Origin of the sequence: Leifsonia soli (assembly GCF_013408745.1) — a bacterium.
GTDB lineage: Bacteria > Actinomycetota > Actinomycetes > Actinomycetales > Microbacteriaceae > Leifsonia > Leifsonia soli.
This window is the reverse complement of the sequence record NZ_JACCBJ010000001.1, coordinates 820,464-840,322: the sequence shown is the minus strand read 5'-3', so window position 1 is coordinate 840,322 and position 19,859 is coordinate 820,464. Positions and strand designations below refer to the sequence as shown.

Below are 19,859 nucleotides of genomic sequence, written 5' to 3'. Positions count from 1 at the left end.
GCCATGGAGGTCAACGGGCTGCCGCTGCACGTCCTGCTCGTCCATTTCGTCGTCGTGTTGGTGCCGCTGACGGCGATCGCCGCGGTGCTGGTTCCGATCTGGCCCGCCGCCCGCAGGCGGCTGGGCATCGTGGTGCCGCTGCTGGCGCTCGCGGATCTGATCCTGGTCCCTGTGGTCATGTCCGCCGGCGAGTGGCTGATGGCCCGCGTGCCCGCCACGCCGCTGATCCAGGAGCACGCCGCTCTCGGCCGCATGCTGCTGCCGTGGGTGATCGCCCTGTTCGTCTTCACGGTCGTGCAGTGGGCCTGGTTCTTCTTCTTCGATCGGCCGGACTCGCCGCGCCGGCCCAGCGCTGTGGTGCGGCGGATCGCGATCGTCGTGCTCACGGTGCTCGCGCTCGTGCTGGCCGTCGGGACCACCGTCGAGGTCGTCCTGATCGGCGAAGCGGGGTCCCGGGCGATCTGGCAGAACTCGTTCAGCCCGGACCCGATCCAGAGCAGTCCCACGCCGACGCCGTGAGCGCGGAGCGGGACGCCGCGCGGCCGGTCGCGGCTACGTCCGCTTGGCGAACGCCACCGGCTCGTCGAGGTACGGGGTCCAGGCGTCCCGCTCGCGCTCGTTGATCCGCCGGGGACGCTGGCTGGTCGCGTCGACCAGGACGATCGTCGTGGCGGCACGCGTGAACAGCGTCTTCGGCTCCGTGCCCTCCGGCGACCACACCTCGTAGCAGACCTCGAGGCTCGCGCCCCCGAGCCGCCCGAGCCACAGCTGTACGTCGAGCGGCTGGCGCAGATACGGGATGGGCGCGAGGTACTCGATCTCCTGCCGTGCGATCAGCGTGAGCGTGTCCGCTCCCGGGCGGCCGTCGAGCACCGCCGTCGACCCGCCGACCGCCTGCCCGCTTCCGACCGTTCCGTCGACAGGCGTCCCGTCGTCGGTCGCGGTGTCGTCGGTCGCCCAGAACGCCTCGATGCGCGCCTCCTCCAGGAGGCGCAGCATCTCGGCGTTGTTGACGTGGCCGTACGCGTCGAGGTCGCTCCAGCGGAGCTTGATCGGGACGTGCAGTCGCATGGCCGGGCCGCTCAGTCGCGCGTGAGCTTGCGGTACGCGGACCGGTGCGGCTTCGCGGCGTCCGGGCCGAGGCGGTCGACCTTGTTCTCCTCGTACGCCTCGAAGTTGCCCTCGAACCAGTACCAGTCGGCCGGGTTCTCCTCGGTGCCCTCGTAGGCGAGGATGTGGGTCGCGATCCGGTCGAGGAACCACCGGTCGTGGGTGATGACCACCGCGCAGCCGGGGAACTCGAGCAGCGCGTTCTCGAGGCTGGAGAGCGTCTCGACGTCGAGGTCGTTGGTCGGCTCGTCGAGGAGCAGCAGGTTACCGCCCTGCTTCAGCGTGAGCGCCAGGTTGAGGCGGTTGCGCTCACCACCCGAGAGCACGCCGGCCTTCTTCTGCTGGTCCGGACCCTTGAAGCCGAAGGTCGAGACGTAGGCGCGCGACGGCACCTCGGTCTTGCCGACCTGGATGTAGTCGAGCCCGTCGGACACGACCTCCCAGACGTTCTTGTTGGGGTCGATTCCACCGCGGGTCTGGTCGACGTAGGAGATCTGCACGGTCTCGCCGACCTTCAGGTCGCCGCCGTCGAGCGGCTCGAGCCCGACGATCGTCTTGAACAGCGTGGTCTTTCCGACGCCGTTCGGGCCGATGACGCCGACGATGCCGTTGCGGGGCAGCGTGAAGGTGAGGCCGTCGATGAGCTTGCGGTCGCCGAAGCCCTTCTCGAGGTTCTTGGCGTCGATCACGACCTGGCCGAGGCGCGGCCCCGGCGGGATCTGGATCTCCTCGAAGTCGAGCTTCCTCGTGCGCTCCGCCTCGGCCGCCATCTCCTCGTAGCGCGCCAGACGCGCCTTCGACTTCGCCTGGCGTCCCTTGGCGTTGCTGCGCACCCAGTCGAGCTCCTCGGAGAGGCGCTTGGCCAGCTTCGCGTCCTTCTTGCCCTGGATCTCGAGCCGCTCGCGCTTCTTCTCGAGGTAGGTCGAGTAATTGCCCTCGTACGGGTACAGGTGCCCGCGGTCGACCTCGGCGATCCACTCGGCCACGTGGTCGAGGAAGTACCGGTCGTGGGTCACGGCGAGGACGGCGCCGTGGTACTTGGCCAGGTGCTGCTCGAGCCAGAGCACGCTCTCGGCGTCGAGGTGGTTGGTGGGCTCGTCGAGGAGCAGGAGGTCGGGCTTCTGCAGCAGCAGCTTGCAGAGCGCCACGCGGCGCTTCTCACCACCGGACAGCGTGTGTACCGGCCAGTCGCCCGGCGGGCAGCGGAGCGCGTCCATCGCCTGGTCGAGCTGGGAGTCGAGGTCCCACGCGTCGGCGGCGTCGATCTGCTCCTGCAGCGTGCCCATCTCGGCGAGGAGCGTGTCGAAGTCGGCGTCCGGGTCGGCCAGCAGACCGGAGATCTCGTTGAAGCGGTCGACCTTCTGCTTGATCTCGCCGACGCCCTCCTGGACGTTCTCGAGCACGGTCTTGCTCTCGTCCAGCTCGGGCTCCTGCATCAGGATGCCGACGGTGTAGCCGGGGCTGAGCTTGGCGTCGCCGTTGGAGGGCGTGTCCAGACCGGCCATGATCTTCAGGATGGTGGACTTACCGGCGCCGTTGGGACCGACGACACCGATCTTCGCTCCCGGAAGGAACGCCATCGTGACATCGTCGAGGATCACCTTGTCGCCGACCGCCTTGCGGGCGCGCACCATCGAGTAAATGTATTCGGCCACTCTTCTTCTTCAACTCCCTGTCGTCGGCTGACTGCCGTATTCGAGGATACCGGCGTTGCGCCGCCTCGCGGGCGGCTCCGGCCCTACCAGTCGATCGGACGGGTCTGCCCGATGAGGCAGCTCCCGGTGGACAGCACGGGCGTCACCATGCTGGAGTAGCCGCCGGCGTCGGCGCCGTTCTGGCCGATCAGGCAGCTGTCGCCCATCCGCACCGAGAACTGGATCGAGTTCGCCTTCAGGCCGATGGTCGTGGTGTCGACGGTCACCTGCATGTCGGCCTTGGTGAAGCCGGCCGCGACGAGCGCGTCGATGAAGTCGCGGCCCTGTGCATTCGGGTTCGCGGCGAGCGTCGCCTGGTTGACCGTATTGAAGTACGCCAGGTTCTCCTGCGCCGTTCCGCCGGGCACGAGCCCCGCCGCCGTAGTCGGCGTCGCCGTGCTCGTAGCAGCCGGCGTCGCGGTGTGGGATGCGGTGGCCTGCGGCGTGGACCCGGTGCACCCGGCCAGGGCGAGGGCGATGGTCAGTCCGGCCACCAGGCCGAGAGCGGACGCACCGGCCCGGCGGATCACGGAAGACGGCATATCCGGCATCTTAGGGTGCCGCCGCTGGGATTCCCTCGGGAGGGCCCTCGGGACGCGGGGGCGAAGGATCCGCCCGCTCCGACGCTGCGGCATCCGCTGCGGCATCCGAGGCGGGATCGGCTCCGGCCGCCCGGGTGAACCGGGATCGGCCCCAGGTGAGGTCGTGTCCGATCGACTCCGCCTCGATCTCGACGGTCATGCCCTGCTTCTCGCCCGTCCATTCGCGCAGGCACAGCCGGCCGGCGACCAGCACGGGGTCGCCCTTGGCGACGGAGGCTGCTGCGCCGAGCGCGAGACGCCGGAACGCGCTCACGGTGTACCAGTTGCTCTCGCCGTCCTCCCACGACGACGCCTGGCGGTTGTACCGGCGATGCGTGGTGACGAGCCGGAAGCTCGTGATCGGCAGGCCGCCTTCGGTGACGATGTGACGGGGCTCGGTGGCGACGAAGCCGCGGACGGCGACGGTGTCGGACATGGTCTCCTCTTCTCTGCGCCCGCCCCGGCGGCGGGCACAGTCCCAGCCTCGCCGTTCGGGCGGGGTCGCCGACCGCCGACAATCACATCTGTGGAGAACCGGCGCACCCGCGAAGAGGTGGACGGATTCAGGCCGCCACGTAGTCCGAGTACGAGGCCCGGATCTTGTTCACCTTCGGGAGGGCGACAGCGAGGCAGTAGCCCTGCCCCGGGTTCTTGGCGAAGAAGTCCTGGTGGTACTCCTCGGCTCGGTAGAACGGCCCGAGCGGCTCGATGGTGGTCACGATGCCGCCGTCCCAGTACTCCGCCGCGCGGTCGCGCGCGCCCTCGAACAGCTCGCGCTGATGCTCGCTGTCGTAGAACATCGCCGACCGGTACTGGGTGCCGATGTCGTTGCCCTGGCGGTTCAGCTGGCGCGGGTCGTGCAGCGTGAAGAACACGTCGAGGATGACGCCGGGCGGGATGACCTCGGGGTCGAACGTCACCGCGACCGCCTCGGCATGACCGGTGCGGCCGGTGCAGACCTCCTCGTAGGTCGGGTCGACGGCCGTCCCGCCGGTGTACCCGGACACGACATCCTGAACGCCGCGGAGCACGCGGTACACGGCATCCAGGCACCAGAAGCATCCGCCTGCCAGCACGAAGGTCTGCATGGGGTCCCCTTTCGATCCTCTGGCTCCATTCTGCCGCTCGCAGACCGAGCCGTGCGCCCGTTTGACGACACGACGCGGAGGGTCCCCGGCCGCGCACGGAACCCCGGCTACCATCACGGCATGCACTGGTGGAATGACTTCGTCGATTGGCTCACGTCGCCGGCCGCGCGCCCGGCGGTCTTCTACGCGGCGGTCCTCGCGGTCGCCGTGATCGTCTCCGGCCTGATCTCCGCGTGGATCGCCCGGGGCGCCCTCAAGGGACTCCTCTCCCGCACCGACCGTCAGCAGAAGGCGTCCGCGATCGCCGCGCTCGTCGACGCCGCGACCGAGGCCTCCGTCTGGAACTCACTCACCCCGGCGGAGCAGGTGCTGTCGGACCGCGCCGTCGGTCAGGCGGACATCATGGTCCGGCTGCTCCCCATCAAGACGGCCGGTCTGGCCGCCACGTGGGCGGGCCACCAGCTCGCCGAGATGAAGCGGGCCTCTGCCACCTTCGGCTACCAGCTCGACCCGGCGATCGCGGAGTTCCGCGACCGCCTGCTCGAATGGCAGAACAACCCGCGTCGCGCTCGGCGCATCTTCCAGAGCGACCTCGAGCGGTGGCGCTTCGAGAACACCGACACCGAGCGCTCGCTGATCGCCCAGCAGGACGCGTGGGTCGCCCAGCAGCACCACGAGCAGTACGCGGCTCCCGCGGCACCGGCCGCACCCGCCTCGGCGGCAACGACGCGGGACGACACGGCAGAGACGAACCCGTTCGTCCAGGCCGCGGCCGCCGGCGCCGGGCCGCAGGACACGTCCCCCACGTCCCGCCTGGGGCAGCCCGTCTGACGTCCGCCGCTCCGGCGGCAGGCACTCCACCCGACACGAAGGGCGCCGGCATCACGCCGGCGCCCTTCGTCGTCCCCGCTGAGGATCAGCGGCTGTAGCTTCCCTCGCCCCACCACGAGTCGAACATGCTCGCCGGCGGCTGACGCTTGTGCTCGGTGGCGCGGTACCGCGCCTCCAGCGCCTCCGCGACCTCGTCCGCCACGTCCTTCCCCTCGAGGAAGTCGTCGATGTCCGCGTACGTCAGACCCAGGTTGTCCTCGTCGGTCTGCCCGGGGTTCAGGTCGAGCAGGTCGGCCGTCGGCGCCTTCTCGTAGAGCCGGGCGGGTGCGCCGAGGTGCGCGAGCAGCTGCTTGCCCTGCCGCTTGGTGAGGCCGCTGAGCGGGAGGATGTCCGTCCCGCCGTCGCCGTACTTGGTGAAGAAGCCGGTCACGGCCTCCGCTGCGTGGTCGGTGCCGATGACGAGCAGCGTGCGCTGGCCTGCGATGGCGTACTGCGCGACCATGCGGATGCGCGCCTTCACATTGCCCTTCACGAAGTCGCTCATGGGCTCGCCGAGCGCGTCCGCGTACTCGTCCTCCACCCCGTCCGTGCCCCGCTGGATGTTGAAGACCACCGAGTTCTTCGGCTGGATGAACGACAGCGCCAGCTGCGCATCCTCTTCGTCCCGCTGGACCGCGTACGGGAGCCGCACCGCGATGAAGTCGGCGTCGGTGCCCTCCGCGGCGAGCCGCTCGACCGCCAGCTGGGCGAGACGCCCGGCGAGGCTGGAGTCCTGGCCGCCGCTGACGCCGAGGACGAAACCGGCCGCCCCCGTCGACCGGAGGTAGTCCACCAGGAAGCCGACGCGCCGCTCGATCTCGGCGGCCGGGTCGATCTCCGGACGGACGTGCAGCTCTTCGATGATCTGTGCCTGAAGTTCGCGCATGACGCCAGATTATCCCCGCCGGATTTCGCCCGTGTGAACGCGCCGCTCCCCCGCGCACGGTCTGCCGCGAACGATGCGGCGGTCGCTAGCATGCGCGCATGGAACCCGCCGTTTCGAGCGTCGTGCTCGTCCCCCTCCTCGGCGTCCTCGCCGCGCTCCTCACCACCGCCGTCGGCCGGTTCGTGAAGATCCCCCTGGTCGTCTTCGAGATCGTCCTCGGCCTGATCATCGGCCCGAGCGTCCTCGGCTGGGTGCCGGAGACGGGCGGGCTGGATGCGATCGCCAACTTCGGCCTCGCCTTCCTGTTCTTCATGGCGGGCAACGAGATCGACTTCCCTGCGATCGCGGGCCGGCCGATCCGCCGCGCCTCCCTCGGCTGGCTGTTCTCGCTCGTGGTCGCGATCGTGCTCGCCACCCTCATCGCCGGCTCGATCGTCCCCGGCGTCTACATCGGCATCGCGCTGACCTCGACCGCCCTCGGGACGCTGATGCCGGTGCTGCGCGACGCCGGCGAGATGCACACGCCGTTCGGCCGGGTCGTGACCGCGATCGGCGCCGTCGGCGAGTTCGGCCCGCTGCTCGCGATCTCGCTGTTCCTCAGCGGCCGCAAGCCGCTCGCCGCCGCCCTGGTGCTCATCGGCTTCGCGGTGATCGCCGGTGCGGCGATCTGGGTCGCCTCCCGCGGCGGCCACGAGCGCTTCCACCGCCTGGTGCGGGCGACGCTGCACACCAGCGGCCAGTTCGCCGTCCGCTTCGTGGTGTGCGTCATCGCGGCCCTCGTCGGGCTCAGCATCGCGCTCGGGCTCGACATGCTGCTCGGCGCGTTCGCGGCGGGGGTGCTCTGCCGCATCCTGCTCTCCGGGGCGAAGCCGGAGGACGCGCACCACATCGAGAGCAAGCTGGAGGCGGTCGCGTTCGGCGTGCTCGTGCCGGTCTTCTTCATCAACACCGGCATCGGGTTCGACCTGAAGGCGCTGCTCGGGGACCCGCGCGCGCTCATCCTGCTGCCGATCTTCCTCGTCCTGTTGCTGCTCCTGCGCGGCGTGCCCGCCTCGTTCTCGGCCCCGCCCGGTTCGACGTTCCGCGACCGCGCCGCCCTCACGCTGTTCAGTGCGACGGGGCTCCCGATCATCGTGGCGGTGACGGCGATCGGGGTGCGCGAGCACGACCTCCCGGTCGGCACCGCGACGGCCCTGGTGGGAGCCGGGATGCTGTCGGTGCTGCTCTTCCCGTTGATCGCCCTCACCCTGCGGCGGTCGTCGGCGGACGGCGGCATCCGGCCGTCCGATCCGGACGCGGTGCCGATCGAGGGGTGAGCCGGTTCAGGCGACGCGGCTGACCGCGCGCGCCAGGATCGCGGTGGTCAGCGCATCCACCGGCTCCCGGGCGGCCGACGGGTTCGACAGCAGCGTGAAGTCGACATGGCCCAGCTCCGGCAGCCCGAAGCGGTTCGTCACCTTGATCAGATCGGTCGGGATGAGGGATCGCGGGAAGACGGCGACACCGATCCCGGCGCGCACCGCCGCCAGCACTCCGTTCACCTCACGGGTGTTGCAGGTGATCCGCCAGGTGCGTCCGGAGGCCTCCAGGGCGTCGATGGCGGCCTGACGGCTGAGGCTCGGACCCTGGTACGAGATGAGCGGGACGGGCCCGTCCGGGTCGAGCACGGTCTTCTCCTGCCCCATCCACACCAGCTCGTCGGTGGCCACCACCGCACCCTCGGTCGTCCCCGGCGTCTGCTTGATGAAGATGAGGTCGAGCTGCCCGGCCTTCAGCTTGCGGTGCAGCGGACCGGACTGGTCGACCGTCAGCTCCAGGTTGATCTGCGGGTTCTGCTGGCGGAAGTGGCGCAGGATGCGCGGGAGGGTCGTGATCGCGAGATCGTCGGCGGCGCCGAACCGCAGCCGCCCGCGCATCGCCGAACCGCTGAAGTAGCTGTCCGCCTCGGCATGCGCGGCCAGGATGGCGCGGGCGAAGCCGGCCATCGCATCCCCGTTGTCGGTCAGTCGCACCTCACGCGTGTCGCGGGCGATCAGCTGCCGCTTCGCCGCCTGCTCCAGCTTGCGGATGTGCTGGCTCACGGTCGGCTGGCTGATGCCGAGCCGCCCGGCGGCCTTGGTGAAGCTGCGCGTGTCGGCGACGGCGAGGAAGGTCTGGAGCAGGACGGGGTCGAACATACGCATCCATTCGAAAAGCCAATGGGACTTATAGCCGTGATCGGCTCCAAGAATAGCCTGGAGTGCGTAACCTCGAAGGGAGACTTCATACGGAACCAGCGACGACATCGAGGTAACACGCACGTGGCGCACTCCCCCGCAGCGGCCCCGCCCACCGGACCCATGCCGGTCCTGACCACCCGGCCGCCATGGCGAGAGACCTTCGCCTCCCTGCGGGTGCCCAACTACCGCCGGTTCGCGGCGAGCAACCTGGTCGCCAACACGGCGGTGTGGATGCAGCGCATCGCGATGGACTGGCTGGTGCTCCAGCTCTCCGGGAGCGTTGCAGCGGTCGGCGTGACCGTGTTCATGCAGTTCACGCCGATGCTGCTGTTCGGTCTGTGGGGCGGCGTCATCACCGATCGCTACTCGAAGCAGCGGCTGCTCGTCATCACGCAGTCGTGCGCGGCCGCGCTCGCAGCCCTGCTCGCCGTGCTCACGCTCAGCGGCGAGGTCCAGGTCTGGCACGTCTACGCGATCTCGTTCGTCCTGGGGCTGGTGACCGTCGTGGACAACCCGGCACGGCAGGTGTTCGTGAACGAACTCGTCGGACCGCGGTACCTGCGCAACGCGATCAGCCTCAACTCCTCCATCTTCCAGCTCGGCGGGCTCATCGGCCCGGCCGTCGGCGGCATCCTCATCACCGCGGTCGGCGGCGGCTGGTCGTTCGCGATCAACGCCGTGGCCTGCCTGGCTGTGGTGTTCGCGGTGGCGACGCTGAAGCGGTCGGAGCTGCACGCGTCCCCGGCGGCGCCGCGCGGCAAGGGGCAGCTGGCCGAGGGGATGCGCTACGTCCGCCGCAAGCCGGTCATCTTCTGGACGGTCGTCATGGTCGCGGTGATCGCCGTCTTCGCCTTCAACATGCCGGTGTTCCTCGCCGCGTACGCGAACAACGTCTATCACGTCGGCGCTCAGGGGTACGGGATGTTCAACGCCCTCGTCGCCGCGGGCGCCCTCGCGGGAGCGCTCGCGTCGACCCGCCGCACCAGCGTCCGGCTGTCGATGGTGGTCGGCACGGCTGCGGCCCTCGGCGTCGTGCAGGCACTGGCCGGGTTCGCTCCGGGCGAGCTCGCCTTCGGCCTCCTGCTGGTCGCCGTCGGAGTCGGGAACCTCCTCTTCATCACGGCCGCCAACTCACTGGTGCAGATGTCGTCCAACGTGCAGATCCGCGGACGCGTCATCTCGCTCTACATCCTCGTGCTGCTCGGCGGGCAGGCCATCGGCGGCCCGCTGATGGGATGGATCGTGGAGCAGGTCGGCCCGCACATCGCCATGGCGATCTCCGGACTCGTGCCCGCCGCGGCCGCCGCGGTCATCGCCGTGCTCATCGCCCGGCAGGCCAGCCTCCGCCTCCGCTTCGGCCTCCGCGGGCGCCGACCGGTGATCGCGATCGTCAACCGCGCGGGCAAGACCGGCCAGACGCTCTGACGCGGAGCTCGGGAACGGCTCCGGTATCGTGGAGTCGTCGCCCCCGTAGCTCAGCGGATAGAGCAGGAGCCTTCTAATCTCTTGGTCGCAGGTTCGATTCCTGCCGGGGGCACCCCCTCCCCACTCTCGAGTACACAAACTCTGCACGCTGTCGGCACGCTGAGCGTGCAAAGTTTGCGGACTCGACGGTGGGCGGCGGGGATGCGAAAAGGGCCGGACTCTGCGAGTCCGGCCCTTTGTGTGGGGTGAGTAACGGGGCTTGAACCCGCGACCTCCTGGACCACAACCAGGCGCTCTACCAACTGAGCTATACCCACCACGGCGCCTCGCCGATCACGCGGACCGACCGAAGCAACTCATCGATTCTAGTACATCCGGGGAGCCCATTTTTCCACCACACCCGCGGCCAGCGCCTGGGTGTCCTCGGTGGTGGGCCCGGGCGGGGCGACGAACGCGGCGGAGCGGTAGTAGTCGAGCTCTCGGATCGACTCCAGGATGTCGGCGAGCGCCCGGTGGCCGCCGTTCTTCTCCGGTGCGTTGAAGTAGATCCGCGGGAACCAGCGGCGGGCGAGCTCCTTGATCGACGACACGTCGACGTTGCGGTAGTGCAGGTGGTTGTCGAGACGCGGCATGTACTTGGCCAGGAACATGCGGTCGGTGCCGATGGTGTTGCCGGCGAGCGGGGCGGTGCGAGCGGCCGGTGCGAACTTCAGCACGTACTCGAGCACCTCGTACTCGGCCTCGGCCAGGCTCTTGCCGTCGGGGATCTCGTCGATCAAGCCGGATGTGGTGTGCATCTGCCGGACGAACTCGCCCATGTTCGCGAGCGCCGAGTCGTCGGGCTTGATGACGATGCTGAGGCCCGGGTCGAGCACGTTCAGCTCGAAGTCGGTGATGACCACCGCGATCTCGACCAGCTCGTCGACCTCGAGGTCGAGGCCGGTCATCTCGCAGTCGATCCAGACCAGTCGATCCGAGGAAGTAGCCATAACAGGAGTCTAATGCGGGCCCCCGACACCCCCGGACAGGCCGACACCGCCAGACAGGCCGACACCCCCGGACAGGCCGACAGGGCCGGACAGGCCACCGAACTCGACCCGCTGCGGCACGGGCAGCTTGGGCCCCATCCCGTCGCCCGTCGACACGTGGCGGACGCGCCGGGCGATCCACGGGAGGGCGTAGACGCGCAGCCAGGTCCGGAACGGCACGGCGTCGGGCGGGGTCGGCGCGGCTGCCTCCGGCGCGACCGCCTCCGGCCTGCTCACCTCCGCGTACGGGACCCCGAGCGCATGGGCGGCCTGCGCGGCGAGCAGCCGGTGGCCGCGCGTGCTCAGATGCACCCGGTCGGACGCCCACATCGCCGGGTCGCGGAACTCCCGCACGCCCCACACATCGAGCACGATCGCACGCTGGTCCCGGGCGATGCTCCAGATGTTCGCGTTGAACACCGCGGCGCGCCCGCGGAACGGCTTGAGGAAGAACGCGAACTGCGGGTCGAAGATGTTGGCGAGCAGGACGGTCGTCCCGGACGCCCGGAGGGCGCGGATGCCCGCTTCGAGGCGACCGGCGAGCGCGTCCGGATCCGCGGAGGGGCTCATCAGGTCGTTGCCCCCGATCATCACGGAGACGAGGTCGGGCCGGAGGTCGATCGCGTGCGGGATCTGCGCATCCACCACGTCCGCGATGCGCCGCCCGCGCACGGCGAGGTTGGCGAACTCCAGCGAGGCGCCGGCGAGCCGTGCGTCGCCGTCGAGGATGCCGGCCAGGCGGTCGGCCCAGCCGAGGAAGGCGTCCGGCTGCCCGGGGGCGCGGTCGCAGAGACCCTCGGTGAGCGAGTCTCCGAGGGCGACGTAGCGCGTGAAGGTCGATCGGCTCACGGGACGATTCTGTTGGCCCTGGCCTTCCGGGAGCGGACGGGACGCCCGGTTCCGCGGGATCGTCGCCGCGATTTCCCCGGACGTACACTGACGGTGTGGATACGACACCGGCCGTTGTCCCGGAGGTCACCGGGAAGGCGCAGCTCACCCTCTACACGTCCGCCTTCTGCGAGCCCTGCATGCAGACGCGCGCTGTGCTGGCCGAGGCGACACGGCTCGCGCCGCGGATCGTGGTGACCGAGCTGGATGTGGCACGCCACCTGGAGCGCGCCGAGCACGACGGCATCCGCTCGACCCCGACGGTGATCGTCGAGGCCGCAGACGGCACCGAGGTCTTCCGCGCGGAGGGCGTCCCGACCCTGGCGCAGGTGCTGGCCGCGGCGGCCACCGCGCTCTAGTCGCCGGCGGGCGCGGTTCCTCCCGGGGCGCCGTGCGACGGCTCCGTCCTGTGCAGCAGGAAGAGCCCGCCGTGCGCCGGAAGATGCCGCCGCTCGGCGTCGGTCTCGACGAACTCGTCGATGACCGCGACGATCCGCCGGTCGAGCTCGGCCACGTCCTCCGGCGACAGGTGCAGCGAGAAGCGCGCATACGTCGCGATGGAGTCGGGACCGGCCTCGGCGAGCTCCTGCTGGAACGCGTCCACCGGCGCGAAGCCCTCGCTGAGATCGAGATCCTCGAGCGGCACCGACAGCCACCAGGTGCGCCCGGTGGACCGGTAGGGCTTCTCGAGCGCACCCGTCTCCCCCGTGCGCACCTCCGCAGGCTCCAGGAACCCGGCGTCCACGAGCTGGCGCACGTGATAGTAGGCGGTGCCCGGGTCGACGCCCAGCCGGTCGGCGAGCTGCTTGTTGGTGAGCTCGCGGTCGCCGCAGAGACGCACGATGCGCACGCGCAAAGGGTGCGACAGCGCCTTGAGCTCCTGCGGAGTCGCCGGGCGGCGCTTGGCCTCTGGGTCGGTGCGGCGTTCGTCGGTCACGGTCCGACTCTAGCCCCGATTTGGATTCCCATCATCGATTGAGTTTTCTCAATCGATGTGCGACCCTTGCCCTATGACCGCGAACGGACTCGGCGCACGCTACGCGAAGCTGTGGACATCGGCGAGCCTCTCCAACCTCGCCGACGGCGTGATGAAGGTCGCGCTGCCGCTCGTCGCCGTGCGCTACACCGACTCCCCCGCCCTCATCGCCGGCCTGACGTTCGCCTTCACCCTCCCCTGGCTCCTCTTCGCCCTGACCGCCGGCGCGCTCGCCGACCGGCTGGACCGCCGCCGGCTCATGCTCATCGCGAACGCGGCGCGCGCGCTCTTCCTGGCGTTCCTGACGGTCGCCACCCTGACCGGGATCGGATCCATCTGGATGCTGTACGCCGCGGCGCTCTGCATCGGGGTCGCCGAGACCGTCTACGACACGTCGGCGCAGTCGATCCTCCCGCAGCTCGTCCCCCGCGACCGGCTCTCCCGCGCGAACGGGAGGCTGTACGCGGCCGAGCTCACCGCGAACGAATTCATCGGACCGCCGCTCGGCGGGTTCCTGGTGGCGACCGGGGTCGCGCTCGCCTTCGGAACGCCCGTTCTGCTCTGGGTGGCGGCGATCGGGATGCTGCTGCTGCTCCGCGGACGATTCCGGGCCGACCGCCCCGAGCGCACGACCATCCGCGCCGACATCGCCGAGGGGCTGCGTTTCCTGGGCAGGAGCACGCTGCTGCGGACCCTCGCGATCATGGTCGGCGTCTTCAACTTCGCGAGTTCCGCCGTGTACACCGTCTTCGTGCTCTACGCCGTCGGCCCGCAGTCCGCGATGAAGCTCACCGATCCCGCCTACGGCCTGCTGCTCACGGCCTCGGCGATCGGGAGCGTGCTCGGCACCTTCCTCGCCGAGCCGGCGGAGCGGCTGCTCGGCCGGGCGCGTGCCCTCACGCTGACCGTCATCGGCTCGCTGTTCACCGTCGCCACCCCGTTCTTCACCGCGAACCCCTTCCTCATCGCGGGCGGGATGCTGATCGGCGGCATCACCGTCTCGGTCTGGAACGTGATCACGGTCTCCCTGCGTCAGCGTGTGACCCCCACGCGCCTCCTCGGCCGGCTCAACAGCGCCTACCGGCTGCTCGCCTGGGGGACGATGCCGCTGGGGGCGCTTGCCGGAGGTCTCATCGGCCAGCTGTTCGGCGTGCGCTGGGTGTTCCTGGTCATGGGGATCCTGGTCGTCCTCCAGCTCATCCCGATGCTCTGGATCACGGATCGGCGCATGGACGAGGCGGAGTCGGCGGTCGAGGAAGAGGAGCAGCAGGCCGTCGGGGACGCCACGTCAGGTCGTTGACGCGTACACGACTTTGCCAGGCTCTATGCCCGAACCGTCCAGAAACAGCGCCTAGGGTCGATGGTCGACGGCAGTGAAAGCCGTCCGTGCCGCGCAGGCGCGCATCCAGCCCCCAACCCCCACCTGAGACGCCCGACGGCGTCGCCCTGGACGCGCAGCTCTTCACGCCCGGCACATCCGCGTCGCATGCCGCGCCTTCCGGACCACGGGTCCACGGGGCGCTTCCGCGCGTGCTTCGCGGTCGTCAGCCCGCAGGACCACCCGACATCACCTGGTCCGGTCGCGTGCACGCCCACGGCGTCGCCACGCGTCAGGCGGGGAAGCCCGATCCAGGAAAAGCATGCTGAGTTCTCTCCGTACCACCCTCAAGAACAGTCCCGTCCCCTTCGGCCGCGTCGTCGCCGGCGCCGCCGCCGTGCTGGTCAGCGCCAGCCTCCTCGCCCCTGCGATGGCCCAGCAGCAGGAGAGCGAGCAGAAGACCCGCGAGCTCTCCCAGGCCACCGGGATGCGCCACGAGCAGCTGTCCGTCTACGACTCGATCGTGCGCGACCGTCTCGAGCGCGAGGCGAAGACCACCCTGAGCGGCGCCGAGGCCACCGTCGCCGCCAACGAGGCGAAGGCCGACGCGTCGGCGGCGAAGACCGCGATCGCCGGCCTGAGCGGATACACGCAGCTCGACGAGGGCACCCTCCGCGACAGCATCGTGGAGACGCAGGCCGCCTCCGACGCCCTGGCTGCGGCCGGAGCCGAGGCCGACCGCCGCGCCGCCGAGGCCGCAGCAGCAGCGGCCGCCGCCCTCGCGAACGCGAACACCCCCGCCGGAGCGAAGGCGACCGCGGCCAGCATCGCCGCCAGCCAGTACGGCTGGGGTGCCGACCAGTTCCAGTGCCTCGACAAGCTCTGGCAGCGCGAGTCCGGCTGGAACTACCAGGCCTCGAACTCCGGCAGCGGCGCCACCGGCATCCCGCAGGCGCTTCCCGGAAGCAAGATGGCGACCTTCGGGTCCGACTGGGCGACCAACGCCACCACCCAGATCAAGTGGGGACTCGACTACATCTCCCGCGGCTACGGGACGCCCTGCTCCGCCTGGGGACACTCGGAGTCCGTCAACTGGTACTGACCTGAGAGCAGCGGAGGCGGGAGCGGCGCGCCGGTAGACTCCCGCGAGTGAGCACCGAGCACGCCCCCGCCTCCTCCCCCGTCATCCGTGGAGCCCACCTCGTCGGCAGCGTCAACCTGCCCGATGCCGAGACGGTGCTCCGCACGGTGAGCGCCCACCTCGGCGACCGGATGCGCCGCATCCCGGACGGCGAGGTGGGCGAACGCTTCTACTGGGTGCAGTTCCAGACCGGCCGTCTCGACACCATGAGCGGCCTCTCCCGTGTGCCCGGCGACGCGCCGCTGCTGCGCGGCGTCTTCGACCCGCGCCCGTTCCAGCTGGACGAGGGCGTCTCGGCCGACGACCTCGTCTTCCCCGACCTCGGCTACGCGGAGGCGGCGCTCGACTCGTACGCCGTCTTCCGGAGCCTCCGCGCGGACGGCGTCATCCCGAACGGCGTGCGGTTCCAGGTGTCCCTGCCGACGCCGGCCGGCGTGGTGGGGCCGTTCGTCGTCCCGGCGGACCGCGCCGCGGTCGAACCCGCGTACGAGCGGGCCCTCTTCGGCGAGCTGCAGCGCATCCTCGACGGCATCCCGCACGACGATCTCGCGATCCAGTGGGACACCGCCGTCGAGTTCGCGCTGCTCGAGGGCCGGATGCCGTCGTGGTTCGGCGACGACGTGCTCGCGGGCGTCGTCGAGCGCGCCGCCCGGCAGGCCGCCGTCGTGCCCGGGGATGTCGAGCTGGGCTACCACCTCTGCTACGGCGATGTCGAGGAGCAGCACTTCGTGCAGCCGGCCGACGCCGGACGGCTCGCCGCGGTGCTCGACGGCCTGCTCGACGCCGCTCCCCGCCCGGTCACGTGGGTGCACCTCCCGGTGCCGATCGAGCGGGACGACGCCGCCTACTTCGCCCCGCTCGCCGACGTGGTCGTCCCCGACGGGACGGAACTGTACCTGGGCCTTCTGCACCACGAGGACGGCGTGGAGGGCGCCCGCCGCCGGGCTCAGGCGGCCGCGACCGCGCAGCCCCGCTTCGGCGTGGCGACCGAGTGCGGGTTCGGGCGCGGCCCGAGCGAGCGCACGGCCGGGCTGCTCGACCTGCACGCCGCCGTCGCCGAGGCGTGGTGAGCCTCCGGTGACTCTGGACCTCGACCACGACGCCTTCGAGGCGATCGTCACGGACGAGCTCGACCTGCTGCCGGACGAGATGGTCGACGGCCTCGACAACGTCGTGTTCGTCGTCGAGGACCGCCCGGAAGACGGCTCCCTCGACGTGCTCGGACTGTACGACGGTGTCGCACTCACCGAGCGCGACACCTACGGCTTCGGCGAGATGCCGGACCGGATCGTGCTCTACCGGGAGCCGCTCCTCGCCATCAGCGCCGACGAGGACGAACTGCGCGACGAGATCCACATCACGCTCGTGCACGAGATCGCCCACTACTACGGCATCGACGATGAGCGTCTGCACGAGCTGGGCTGGGCCTAGCCGGCGAAACCGGCGGCCCGCGTCAGCAGAGGGTCAGGCGCCGTACCCGAAGATCGACTCGTCCTCCGGGTCGGCCTCGACAGGGTCGGAGTCCGGAGCGTCGAAGTGGTACGACACCAGCTTCTGGCCCTCGACCTCGCGCTCGTCGCCCGCGACGTACCAGAACGTCGACTCCAGCCCCTCCACGGCGGCGATCACGCCGATGCGCTCGTCCACCTTGCCGTCCACGAGGAAGCGGCGGTCGGTCTGGCCGGCGAGGGGGCCGTCGGCGTACTCGACGATGTATTCGGGGTCCTGGCGTGCGTCGGTCATGACTCCACCGTAGTACCCGCAGGCACATCGGTGAGGCCACCGGGCAGGTCGAGACCGGACACATCCAGGACGACACCCGCCGACGCGCGGGGATGCTCCCTGGCCACGAACCGGTCGAACTGCGCCTGCCAGCGGTCCCACTCCGCCGCGAAGGTCGCGCCGTCGCGGGCGAGCGCGCGTTCCTTGCGGAGCACGTCGTCGGCCTCCAGCCAGACGGCGAGGTCCGCTCTGGCGACATTCCGGCGGGAGAGCGTGCCGCATCCCTCGACGACGAGCGGCTCGCCGCCGGCGACCAGCTCGACCCCGGACGGATGGCGTCCTGCCCAGTTCCAGCGCTGCCAGCTGCCCGCGCCGATGGCGCGCAGCGGCTCGAGGAGGTCGCGGCCGAGTGCCTCGCTTCCGGCGTCGAGGCCGTCCCATCCCGGGTAGAGGTCGTCCATCCGCACCAGCCGCGGCCGGCCCTCCGCCGGCCAGCGCGCGATCAGGAGGTCGGCGAGGGTGCTCTTGCCCGCGCCGCTCGGCCCGTCGATCAGGATGACCGGGGTATGACCCGCGGCGGTGGCGTCGGCGACCGACCGGCCCACGGCCGACCAGAGGGCCCCGAGCGGGTCGTCAGCTGAGCGGCGCATTCCAGCTCCCCACTGCGACGGCCGCCGCGATCGCGGCGGCGGCGACCAGTGCCGCGACTCCCAGGGCCGCCCAGTCGCGGCCGCGGAACACGGAGGGGCGCGCCCAGGTGCGCGCGCCGGGGGCGCCGAAACCGCGCGCCTCCATCGCGGTCGCCAGCTTCGTGCCGCGCCGGAGCGAGAGCACGAACAGGGCGAACGACTGCCCGAGGAGGCGCCGCACCGCGCCCGTCTCCGCGACGCCGCGAGCACGGCGTGCCAGCGTCAGCGCGCGCCAGTCCTCGGCGAAGAGCCCCACCAGACGGAGAGCGGCGAGCCCGCCGATCACGAAACGCGCGGGGAGCCGCACCAGCTGCGCCAATCCATCCGCCAGGTCGGTCGGGTCGATCGTGATGAACAGCAGCACCGCGGGCAGCCCGATGGCGAGCACGCGCAGGGCGGTGGCGACGCCGAGGGCGATCGAGCCGTCGCTGATCTCCACCGCCCACCACTGGACGTAGACCGTCCCGGAGGTCTGGCCGTAGAGCACGGTGGTCAGCCCGGCGAGCGGCGCGGCGATCCAGACCGGGGCGGTGCGGGCGACGATGGTCCGCAGCGGGATGCGCGCGAGGGTCAGCAGGACGAGCTCCAGGACGAGGGCGACGCCCGCCGACACCGGGTCGATCGAGAGCAGCAGGGCGAGCGTGACGATGAAGGCGGCGCCGAGCTTGGCGACCGGGTTGAGCGTCGCGAGCGGACCGGTGCGGAGCGGCTGGACGAGGCTCATGCCCGCACCTCCGCAGCGTCGAGGGTGAGCCGCGCCGCCCCCACCGCCTCGATGAACTCCGCGTCGTGCGTCGCGGCCACGATGGCGTGGCCGTCGCCGCGCAGCTCGGCGATCGTCCGCACCAGGCCGTCCCAGGTGCGGGCGTCCTGCCCGAACGTGGGCTCGTCCAGCACCAGCAGGCGCGGGCGGGTCGCCAGCGCCGTCCCGACCGACAGCCGTCGCTTCTGGCCGCCGGACAGCGCGAACGGGTTGGCATCGGCGAGTTCCGTCAGCGCCAGGCGGTCGAGCAGCTCGTCGACGCGACGCTCGACCTCCCCGTCGGGGAGCCGGAGAGCCCGGGGTCCGGCGGCGAGCTCCTCGCGGACGGTGGGGGCGATGAACTGGTGCTCGGGATTCTGGAAGACGCTCCCGACCCGCGTCAGGAGCTCCCGGGAGCGCCAGGCCGAGGGATCGGCCGATGCCCCGGCCGCCAGCGCAGGCTCGGCGACGAGCGCCCCGCCGAGCGGCGGGAGGAGGCCGCCGATGGTCAGTGCGAGGGTCGACTTGCCCGCGCCGTTCGCGCCGGTGAGCGCCAGAGCGGAACCCTCGCGCACGTCGGCGTCGACCGGACGGCCGACCGGGGCCCCGACCGGAGGACGCACGCGCTTCCGACGGCGCGTCACCGCCGGTCCGCGGCCGAACTCCAGCGACCGGGCCGTCAGCAGAGGGGCACCATCGGCGACGGCCGGCGACCGCGGGACGGGCGTGCCGGGCAGCCAGACGCCGGCGCGCCGCAGCTCGCCCGCGGTGTCCGCGAGGACCCGGTCGGGCTCACCGTCGGCCAGCACGCCGCCGTCCGCCCCGAGTACGACGACCCGGGTCACCAGGTCGCGCCACACCGCGACGCGGTGCTCGACGACGACCAGGGTCGCACCCGTGGCGTCGAGAGCCGACCGGACGGCGTCCCGCACCTCCAGCACCCCGTCCGGATCGAGGTTCGCCGTCGGCTCGTCGAGCAGCAGCAGCCCGGGCTGCATGGCGAGCAGCCCCGCCAGCGCCAGACGCTGCTTCTGACCGCCGGAGAGCCGGCTCGTGGACCGGTCGAGCGGAACGTCGAGCCCGACGTCGATGAGCGCGCGCCGGACACGGCGCCACAGCTCCTCCCGCGGCACGCCGAGGTTCTCGCACGCGAAGGCGACGTCGTCGCCGACACGCGCGAGGATGACCTGGGCGTCCGGGTCCTGCAGCAGCAGCCCGGCGGTCCCCCGCGCAGACGCGGGAGGGCGTCCCGCGACGGTCAGCGACCCTTCGGCCTCGCCGTCGTCGTCGCCGCCGAGCACACCGGCGAGACCGGCGAGCAGCGTGCTCTTGCCCGCACCGGAGGCGCCGAGCAGCAGCACGCGCTCCCCCGGCTCGATGCGCAGATCCACGCCGCGGGCGGCCCAGCCGTCGCGTCCCTCGTAACGCCAGCCCCAGCCGTCGACGCGGACGGCGGCCGGGCCGGTCCGTCCTGACTCCATG

23 protein-coding genes and 2 tRNA genes are annotated in these 19,859 nt (G+C 71.1%); 10 read left to right on the top strand and 15 right to left on the bottom strand.

Annotated features, from left to right (window positions below; genetic code table 11):
* Positions 1-3 precede the first annotated feature (3 nt).
* On the top strand, positions 4-519 hold the full coding sequence (locus BJ963_RS04100) for a hypothetical protein (RefSeq protein WP_089911524.1): 516 nt from the start codon (positions 4-6) through the stop codon (positions 517-519).
* Between the two features lie 33 nt (positions 520-552).
* Here BJ963_RS04100 and BJ963_RS04095 read toward each other — a convergent pair whose 3' ends face one another.
* The 5 genes from BJ963_RS04095 to msrA all read right to left on the bottom strand — a co-directional run bounded on the left by BJ963_RS04095 (position 553) and on the right by msrA (position 4,473).
* Positions 553-1,071, bottom strand: a complete 519-nt coding sequence (locus BJ963_RS04095; RefSeq protein ID WP_089911525.1) for an acyl-CoA thioesterase — start codon at positions 1,069-1,071, stop codon at positions 553-555.
* 11 nt (positions 1,072-1,082) lie between these two features.
* Positions 1,083-2,765 carry an energy-dependent translational throttle protein EttA gene (gene ettA, locus BJ963_RS04090; RefSeq protein WP_089911529.1) on the bottom strand — a complete coding sequence of 561 codons (1,683 nt, stop codon included), beginning with the start codon at positions 2,763-2,765 and terminating at the stop codon, positions 1,083-1,085.
* Positions 2,766-2,848: 83 nt separating this feature from the next.
* The gene (locus tag BJ963_RS04085; RefSeq protein WP_218857017.1) at positions 2,849-3,355 is read right to left on the bottom strand and encodes a DUF6993 domain-containing protein; all 507 of its coding nucleotides are present in this window, start codon (positions 3,353-3,355) and stop codon (positions 2,849-2,851) included.
* Between the two features lies 1 nt (position 3,356).
* A complete protein-coding gene (locus BJ963_RS04080; RefSeq protein WP_179454814.1) occupies positions 3,357-3,821 on the bottom strand; it encodes a single-stranded DNA-binding protein in 465 nt (154 codons plus the stop codon).
* A gap of 127 nt (positions 3,822-3,948) precedes the next feature.
* A complete protein-coding gene (msrA, locus tag BJ963_RS04075) occupies positions 3,949-4,473 on the bottom strand; it encodes a peptide-methionine (S)-S-oxide reductase MsrA (protein ID WP_179454812.1) in 525 nt (174 codons plus the stop codon).
* A 120-nt stretch (positions 4,474-4,593) separates the two neighbouring features.
* Between msrA and BJ963_RS04070 the strand changes: the two genes are divergently transcribed.
* Positions 4,594-5,304, top strand: a complete 711-nt coding sequence (locus BJ963_RS04070; protein WP_179454810.1) for a hypothetical protein — start codon at positions 4,594-4,596, stop codon at positions 5,302-5,304.
* A gap of 85 nt (positions 5,305-5,389) precedes the next feature.
* Here the strand turns inward: BJ963_RS04070 and nadE are convergent, their stop codons facing one another.
* Complete coding sequence (gene nadE / locus BJ963_RS04065; protein ID WP_179454808.1) at positions 5,390-6,229, bottom strand: ammonia-dependent NAD(+) synthetase; 840 nt, start codon at positions 6,227-6,229, stop codon at positions 5,390-5,392.
* 98 nt (positions 6,230-6,327) lie between these two features.
* Between nadE and BJ963_RS04060 the strand changes: the two genes are divergently transcribed.
* Positions 6,328-7,545 carry a cation:proton antiporter gene (locus BJ963_RS04060; RefSeq protein WP_179454806.1) on the top strand — a complete coding sequence of 406 codons (1,218 nt, stop codon included), beginning with the start codon at positions 6,328-6,330 and terminating at the stop codon, positions 7,543-7,545.
* Between the two features lie 6 nt (positions 7,546-7,551).
* Here BJ963_RS04060 and BJ963_RS04055 read toward each other — a convergent pair whose 3' ends face one another.
* On the bottom strand, positions 7,552-8,406 hold the full coding sequence (locus BJ963_RS04055; protein ID WP_172824192.1) for a LysR substrate-binding domain-containing protein: 855 nt from the start codon (positions 8,404-8,406) through the stop codon (positions 7,552-7,554).
* Positions 8,407-8,568: 162 nt separating this feature from the next.
* On the opposite strand from BJ963_RS04055, the gene BJ963_RS04050 reads away from it, so the two are divergent.
* Both BJ963_RS04050 and BJ963_RS04045 read left to right on the top strand, forming a co-directional pair.
* Positions 8,569-9,873 carry an MFS transporter gene (locus BJ963_RS04050; RefSeq protein ID WP_179454804.1) on the top strand — a complete coding sequence of 435 codons (1,305 nt, stop codon included), beginning with the start codon at positions 8,569-8,571 and terminating at the stop codon, positions 9,871-9,873.
* Between the two features lie 39 nt (positions 9,874-9,912).
* Positions 9,913-9,985: transfer RNA gene (locus BJ963_RS04045), tRNA-Arg, on the top strand.
* A 129-nt stretch (positions 9,986-10,114) separates the two neighbouring features.
* Here BJ963_RS04045 and BJ963_RS04040 read toward each other — a convergent pair.
* The 3 genes from BJ963_RS04040 to BJ963_RS04030 all read right to left on the bottom strand — a co-directional run bounded on the left by BJ963_RS04040 (position 10,115) and on the right by BJ963_RS04030 (position 11,750).
* A tRNA-His gene (locus BJ963_RS04040) sits at positions 10,115-10,190 on the bottom strand.
* 48 nt (positions 10,191-10,238) lie between these two features.
* A complete protein-coding gene (orn, locus tag BJ963_RS04035; RefSeq protein ID WP_089911550.1) occupies positions 10,239-10,862 on the bottom strand; it encodes an oligoribonuclease in 624 nt (207 codons plus the stop codon).
* Positions 10,863-10,871: 9 nt separating this feature from the next.
* Positions 10,872-11,750 carry a GDSL-type esterase/lipase family protein gene (locus BJ963_RS04030; RefSeq protein WP_179454802.1) on the bottom strand — a complete coding sequence of 293 codons (879 nt, stop codon included), beginning with the start codon at positions 11,748-11,750 and terminating at the stop codon, positions 10,872-10,874.
* 95 nt (positions 11,751-11,845) lie between these two features.
* Here BJ963_RS04030 and BJ963_RS04025 point away from each other — a divergent pair, with 95 nt between their 5' ends.
* Positions 11,846-12,148: a thioredoxin domain-containing protein gene (locus BJ963_RS04025; RefSeq protein WP_179454800.1), complete on the top strand. Its 303-nt coding sequence runs from the start codon at positions 11,846-11,848 to the stop codon at positions 12,146-12,148.
* On the opposite strand, the gene BJ963_RS04020 is transcribed toward BJ963_RS04025, so the two are convergent.
* A complete protein-coding gene (locus tag BJ963_RS04020) occupies positions 12,145-12,726 on the bottom strand; it encodes a helix-turn-helix domain-containing protein (RefSeq protein ID WP_179454798.1) in 582 nt (193 codons plus the stop codon). The two genes, BJ963_RS04025 and BJ963_RS04020, sit on opposite strands and share 4 nt — an antisense overlap.
* A gap of 73 nt (positions 12,727-12,799) precedes the next feature.
* Here BJ963_RS04020 and BJ963_RS04015 point away from each other — a divergent pair, with 73 nt between their 5' ends.
* From BJ963_RS04015 to BJ963_RS04000, 4 genes are all read left to right on the top strand, one after another.
* A complete protein-coding gene (locus BJ963_RS04015) occupies positions 12,800-14,065 on the top strand; it encodes an MFS transporter (RefSeq protein ID WP_179454796.1) in 1,266 nt (421 codons plus the stop codon).
* A gap of 340 nt (positions 14,066-14,405) precedes the next feature.
* Positions 14,406-15,185 carry an aggregation-promoting factor C-terminal-like domain-containing protein gene (locus BJ963_RS04010; RefSeq protein ID WP_179454794.1) on the top strand — a complete coding sequence of 260 codons (780 nt, stop codon included), beginning with the start codon at positions 14,406-14,408 and terminating at the stop codon, positions 15,183-15,185.
* Between the two features lie 47 nt (positions 15,186-15,232).
* On the top strand, positions 15,233-16,294 hold the full coding sequence (locus tag BJ963_RS04005; protein ID WP_179454792.1) for a hypothetical protein: 1,062 nt from the start codon (positions 15,233-15,235) through the stop codon (positions 16,292-16,294).
* Positions 16,295-16,301: 7 nt separating this feature from the next.
* On the top strand, positions 16,302-16,655 hold the full coding sequence (locus BJ963_RS04000; RefSeq protein ID WP_179454790.1) for a metallopeptidase family protein: 354 nt from the start codon (positions 16,302-16,304) through the stop codon (positions 16,653-16,655).
* Between the two features lie 33 nt (positions 16,656-16,688).
* Here the strand turns inward: BJ963_RS04000 and BJ963_RS03995 are convergent, their stop codons facing one another.
* Genes BJ963_RS03995 through BJ963_RS03980 form a run of 4 tightly spaced genes read right to left on the bottom strand, consistent with a single transcriptional unit; the run spans position 16,689 to position 19,858 of the window.
* Positions 16,689-16,967, bottom strand: a complete 279-nt coding sequence (locus tag BJ963_RS03995; RefSeq protein ID WP_179454788.1) for a hypothetical protein — start codon at positions 16,965-16,967, stop codon at positions 16,689-16,691.
* Positions 16,964-17,596 (bottom strand): nucleoside/nucleotide kinase family protein, encoded by a 633-nt coding sequence (locus BJ963_RS03990; protein WP_179454786.1) that lies wholly within the window; start codon positions 17,594-17,596, stop codon positions 16,964-16,966. The genes BJ963_RS03995 and BJ963_RS03990 overlap by 4 nt, the downstream gene beginning before the upstream one ends.
* Complete coding sequence (locus BJ963_RS03985; RefSeq protein WP_179454784.1) at positions 17,580-18,359, bottom strand: energy-coupling factor transporter transmembrane component T family protein; 780 nt, start codon at positions 18,357-18,359, stop codon at positions 17,580-17,582. The genes BJ963_RS03990 and BJ963_RS03985 overlap by 17 nt, the downstream gene beginning before the upstream one ends.
* A complete protein-coding gene (locus BJ963_RS03980; RefSeq protein ID WP_179454782.1) occupies positions 18,356-19,858 on the bottom strand; it encodes an ABC transporter ATP-binding protein in 1,503 nt (500 codons plus the stop codon). The genes BJ963_RS03985 and BJ963_RS03980 overlap by 4 nt, the downstream gene beginning before the upstream one ends.
* Position 19,859 lies beyond the last annotated feature (1 nt).

Excerpts from the sequence above, each read along its gene's own strand:
- BJ963_RS04100 (WP_089911524.1), top strand. The coding sequence starts at position 4 with ATGGAGGTCAACGGGCTGCCGCTGCACGTCCTGCTCGTCCATTTCGTC.
- BJ963_RS04095 (WP_089911525.1), bottom strand. The coding sequence starts at position 1,071 with ATGCGACTGCACGTCCCGATCAAGCTCCGCTGGAGCGACCTCGACGCG.
- BJ963_RS04085 (WP_218857017.1), bottom strand. The coding sequence starts at position 3,355 with ATGCCGGATATGCCGTCTTCCGTGATCCGCCGGGCCGGTGCGTCCGCT.
- BJ963_RS04080 (WP_179454814.1), bottom strand. The coding sequence starts at position 3,821 with ATGTCCGACACCGTCGCCGTCCGCGGCTTCGTCGCCACCGAGCCCCGT.
- msrA (WP_179454812.1), bottom strand. The coding sequence starts at position 4,473 with ATGCAGACCTTCGTGCTGGCAGGCGGATGCTTCTGGTGCCTGGATGCC.
- BJ963_RS04070 (WP_179454810.1), top strand. The coding sequence starts at position 4,594 with ATGCACTGGTGGAATGACTTCGTCGATTGGCTCACGTCGCCGGCCGCG.
- nadE (WP_179454808.1), bottom strand. The coding sequence starts at position 6,229 with ATGCGCGAACTTCAGGCACAGATCATCGAAGAGCTGCACGTCCGTCCG.
- BJ963_RS04060 (WP_179454806.1), top strand. The coding sequence starts at position 6,328 with ATGGAACCCGCCGTTTCGAGCGTCGTGCTCGTCCCCCTCCTCGGCGTC.
- BJ963_RS04055 (WP_172824192.1), bottom strand. The coding sequence starts at position 8,406 with ATGTTCGACCCCGTCCTGCTCCAGACCTTCCTCGCCGTCGCCGACACG.
- BJ963_RS04050 (WP_179454804.1), top strand. The coding sequence starts at position 8,569 with ATGCCGGTCCTGACCACCCGGCCGCCATGGCGAGAGACCTTCGCCTCC.
- orn (WP_089911550.1), bottom strand. The coding sequence starts at position 10,862 with ATGGCTACTTCCTCGGATCGACTGGTCTGGATCGACTGCGAGATGACC.
- BJ963_RS04015 (WP_179454796.1), top strand. The coding sequence starts at position 12,800 with ATGACCGCGAACGGACTCGGCGCACGCTACGCGAAGCTGTGGACATCG.
- BJ963_RS04010 (WP_179454794.1), top strand. The coding sequence starts at position 14,406 with ATGCTGAGTTCTCTCCGTACCACCCTCAAGAACAGTCCCGTCCCCTTC.
- BJ963_RS03995 (WP_179454788.1), bottom strand. The coding sequence starts at position 16,967 with ATGACCGACGCACGCCAGGACCCCGAATACATCGTCGAGTACGCCGAC.
- BJ963_RS03990 (WP_179454786.1), bottom strand. The coding sequence starts at position 17,596 with ATGCGCCGCTCAGCTGACGACCCGCTCGGGGCCCTCTGGTCGGCCGTG.
- BJ963_RS03985 (WP_179454784.1), bottom strand. The coding sequence starts at position 18,359 with ATGAGCCTCGTCCAGCCGCTCCGCACCGGTCCGCTCGCGACGCTCAAC.
- BJ963_RS03980 (WP_179454782.1), bottom strand. The coding sequence starts at position 19,858 with ATGGAGTCAGGACGGACCGGCCCGGCCGCCGTCCGCGTCGACGGCTGG.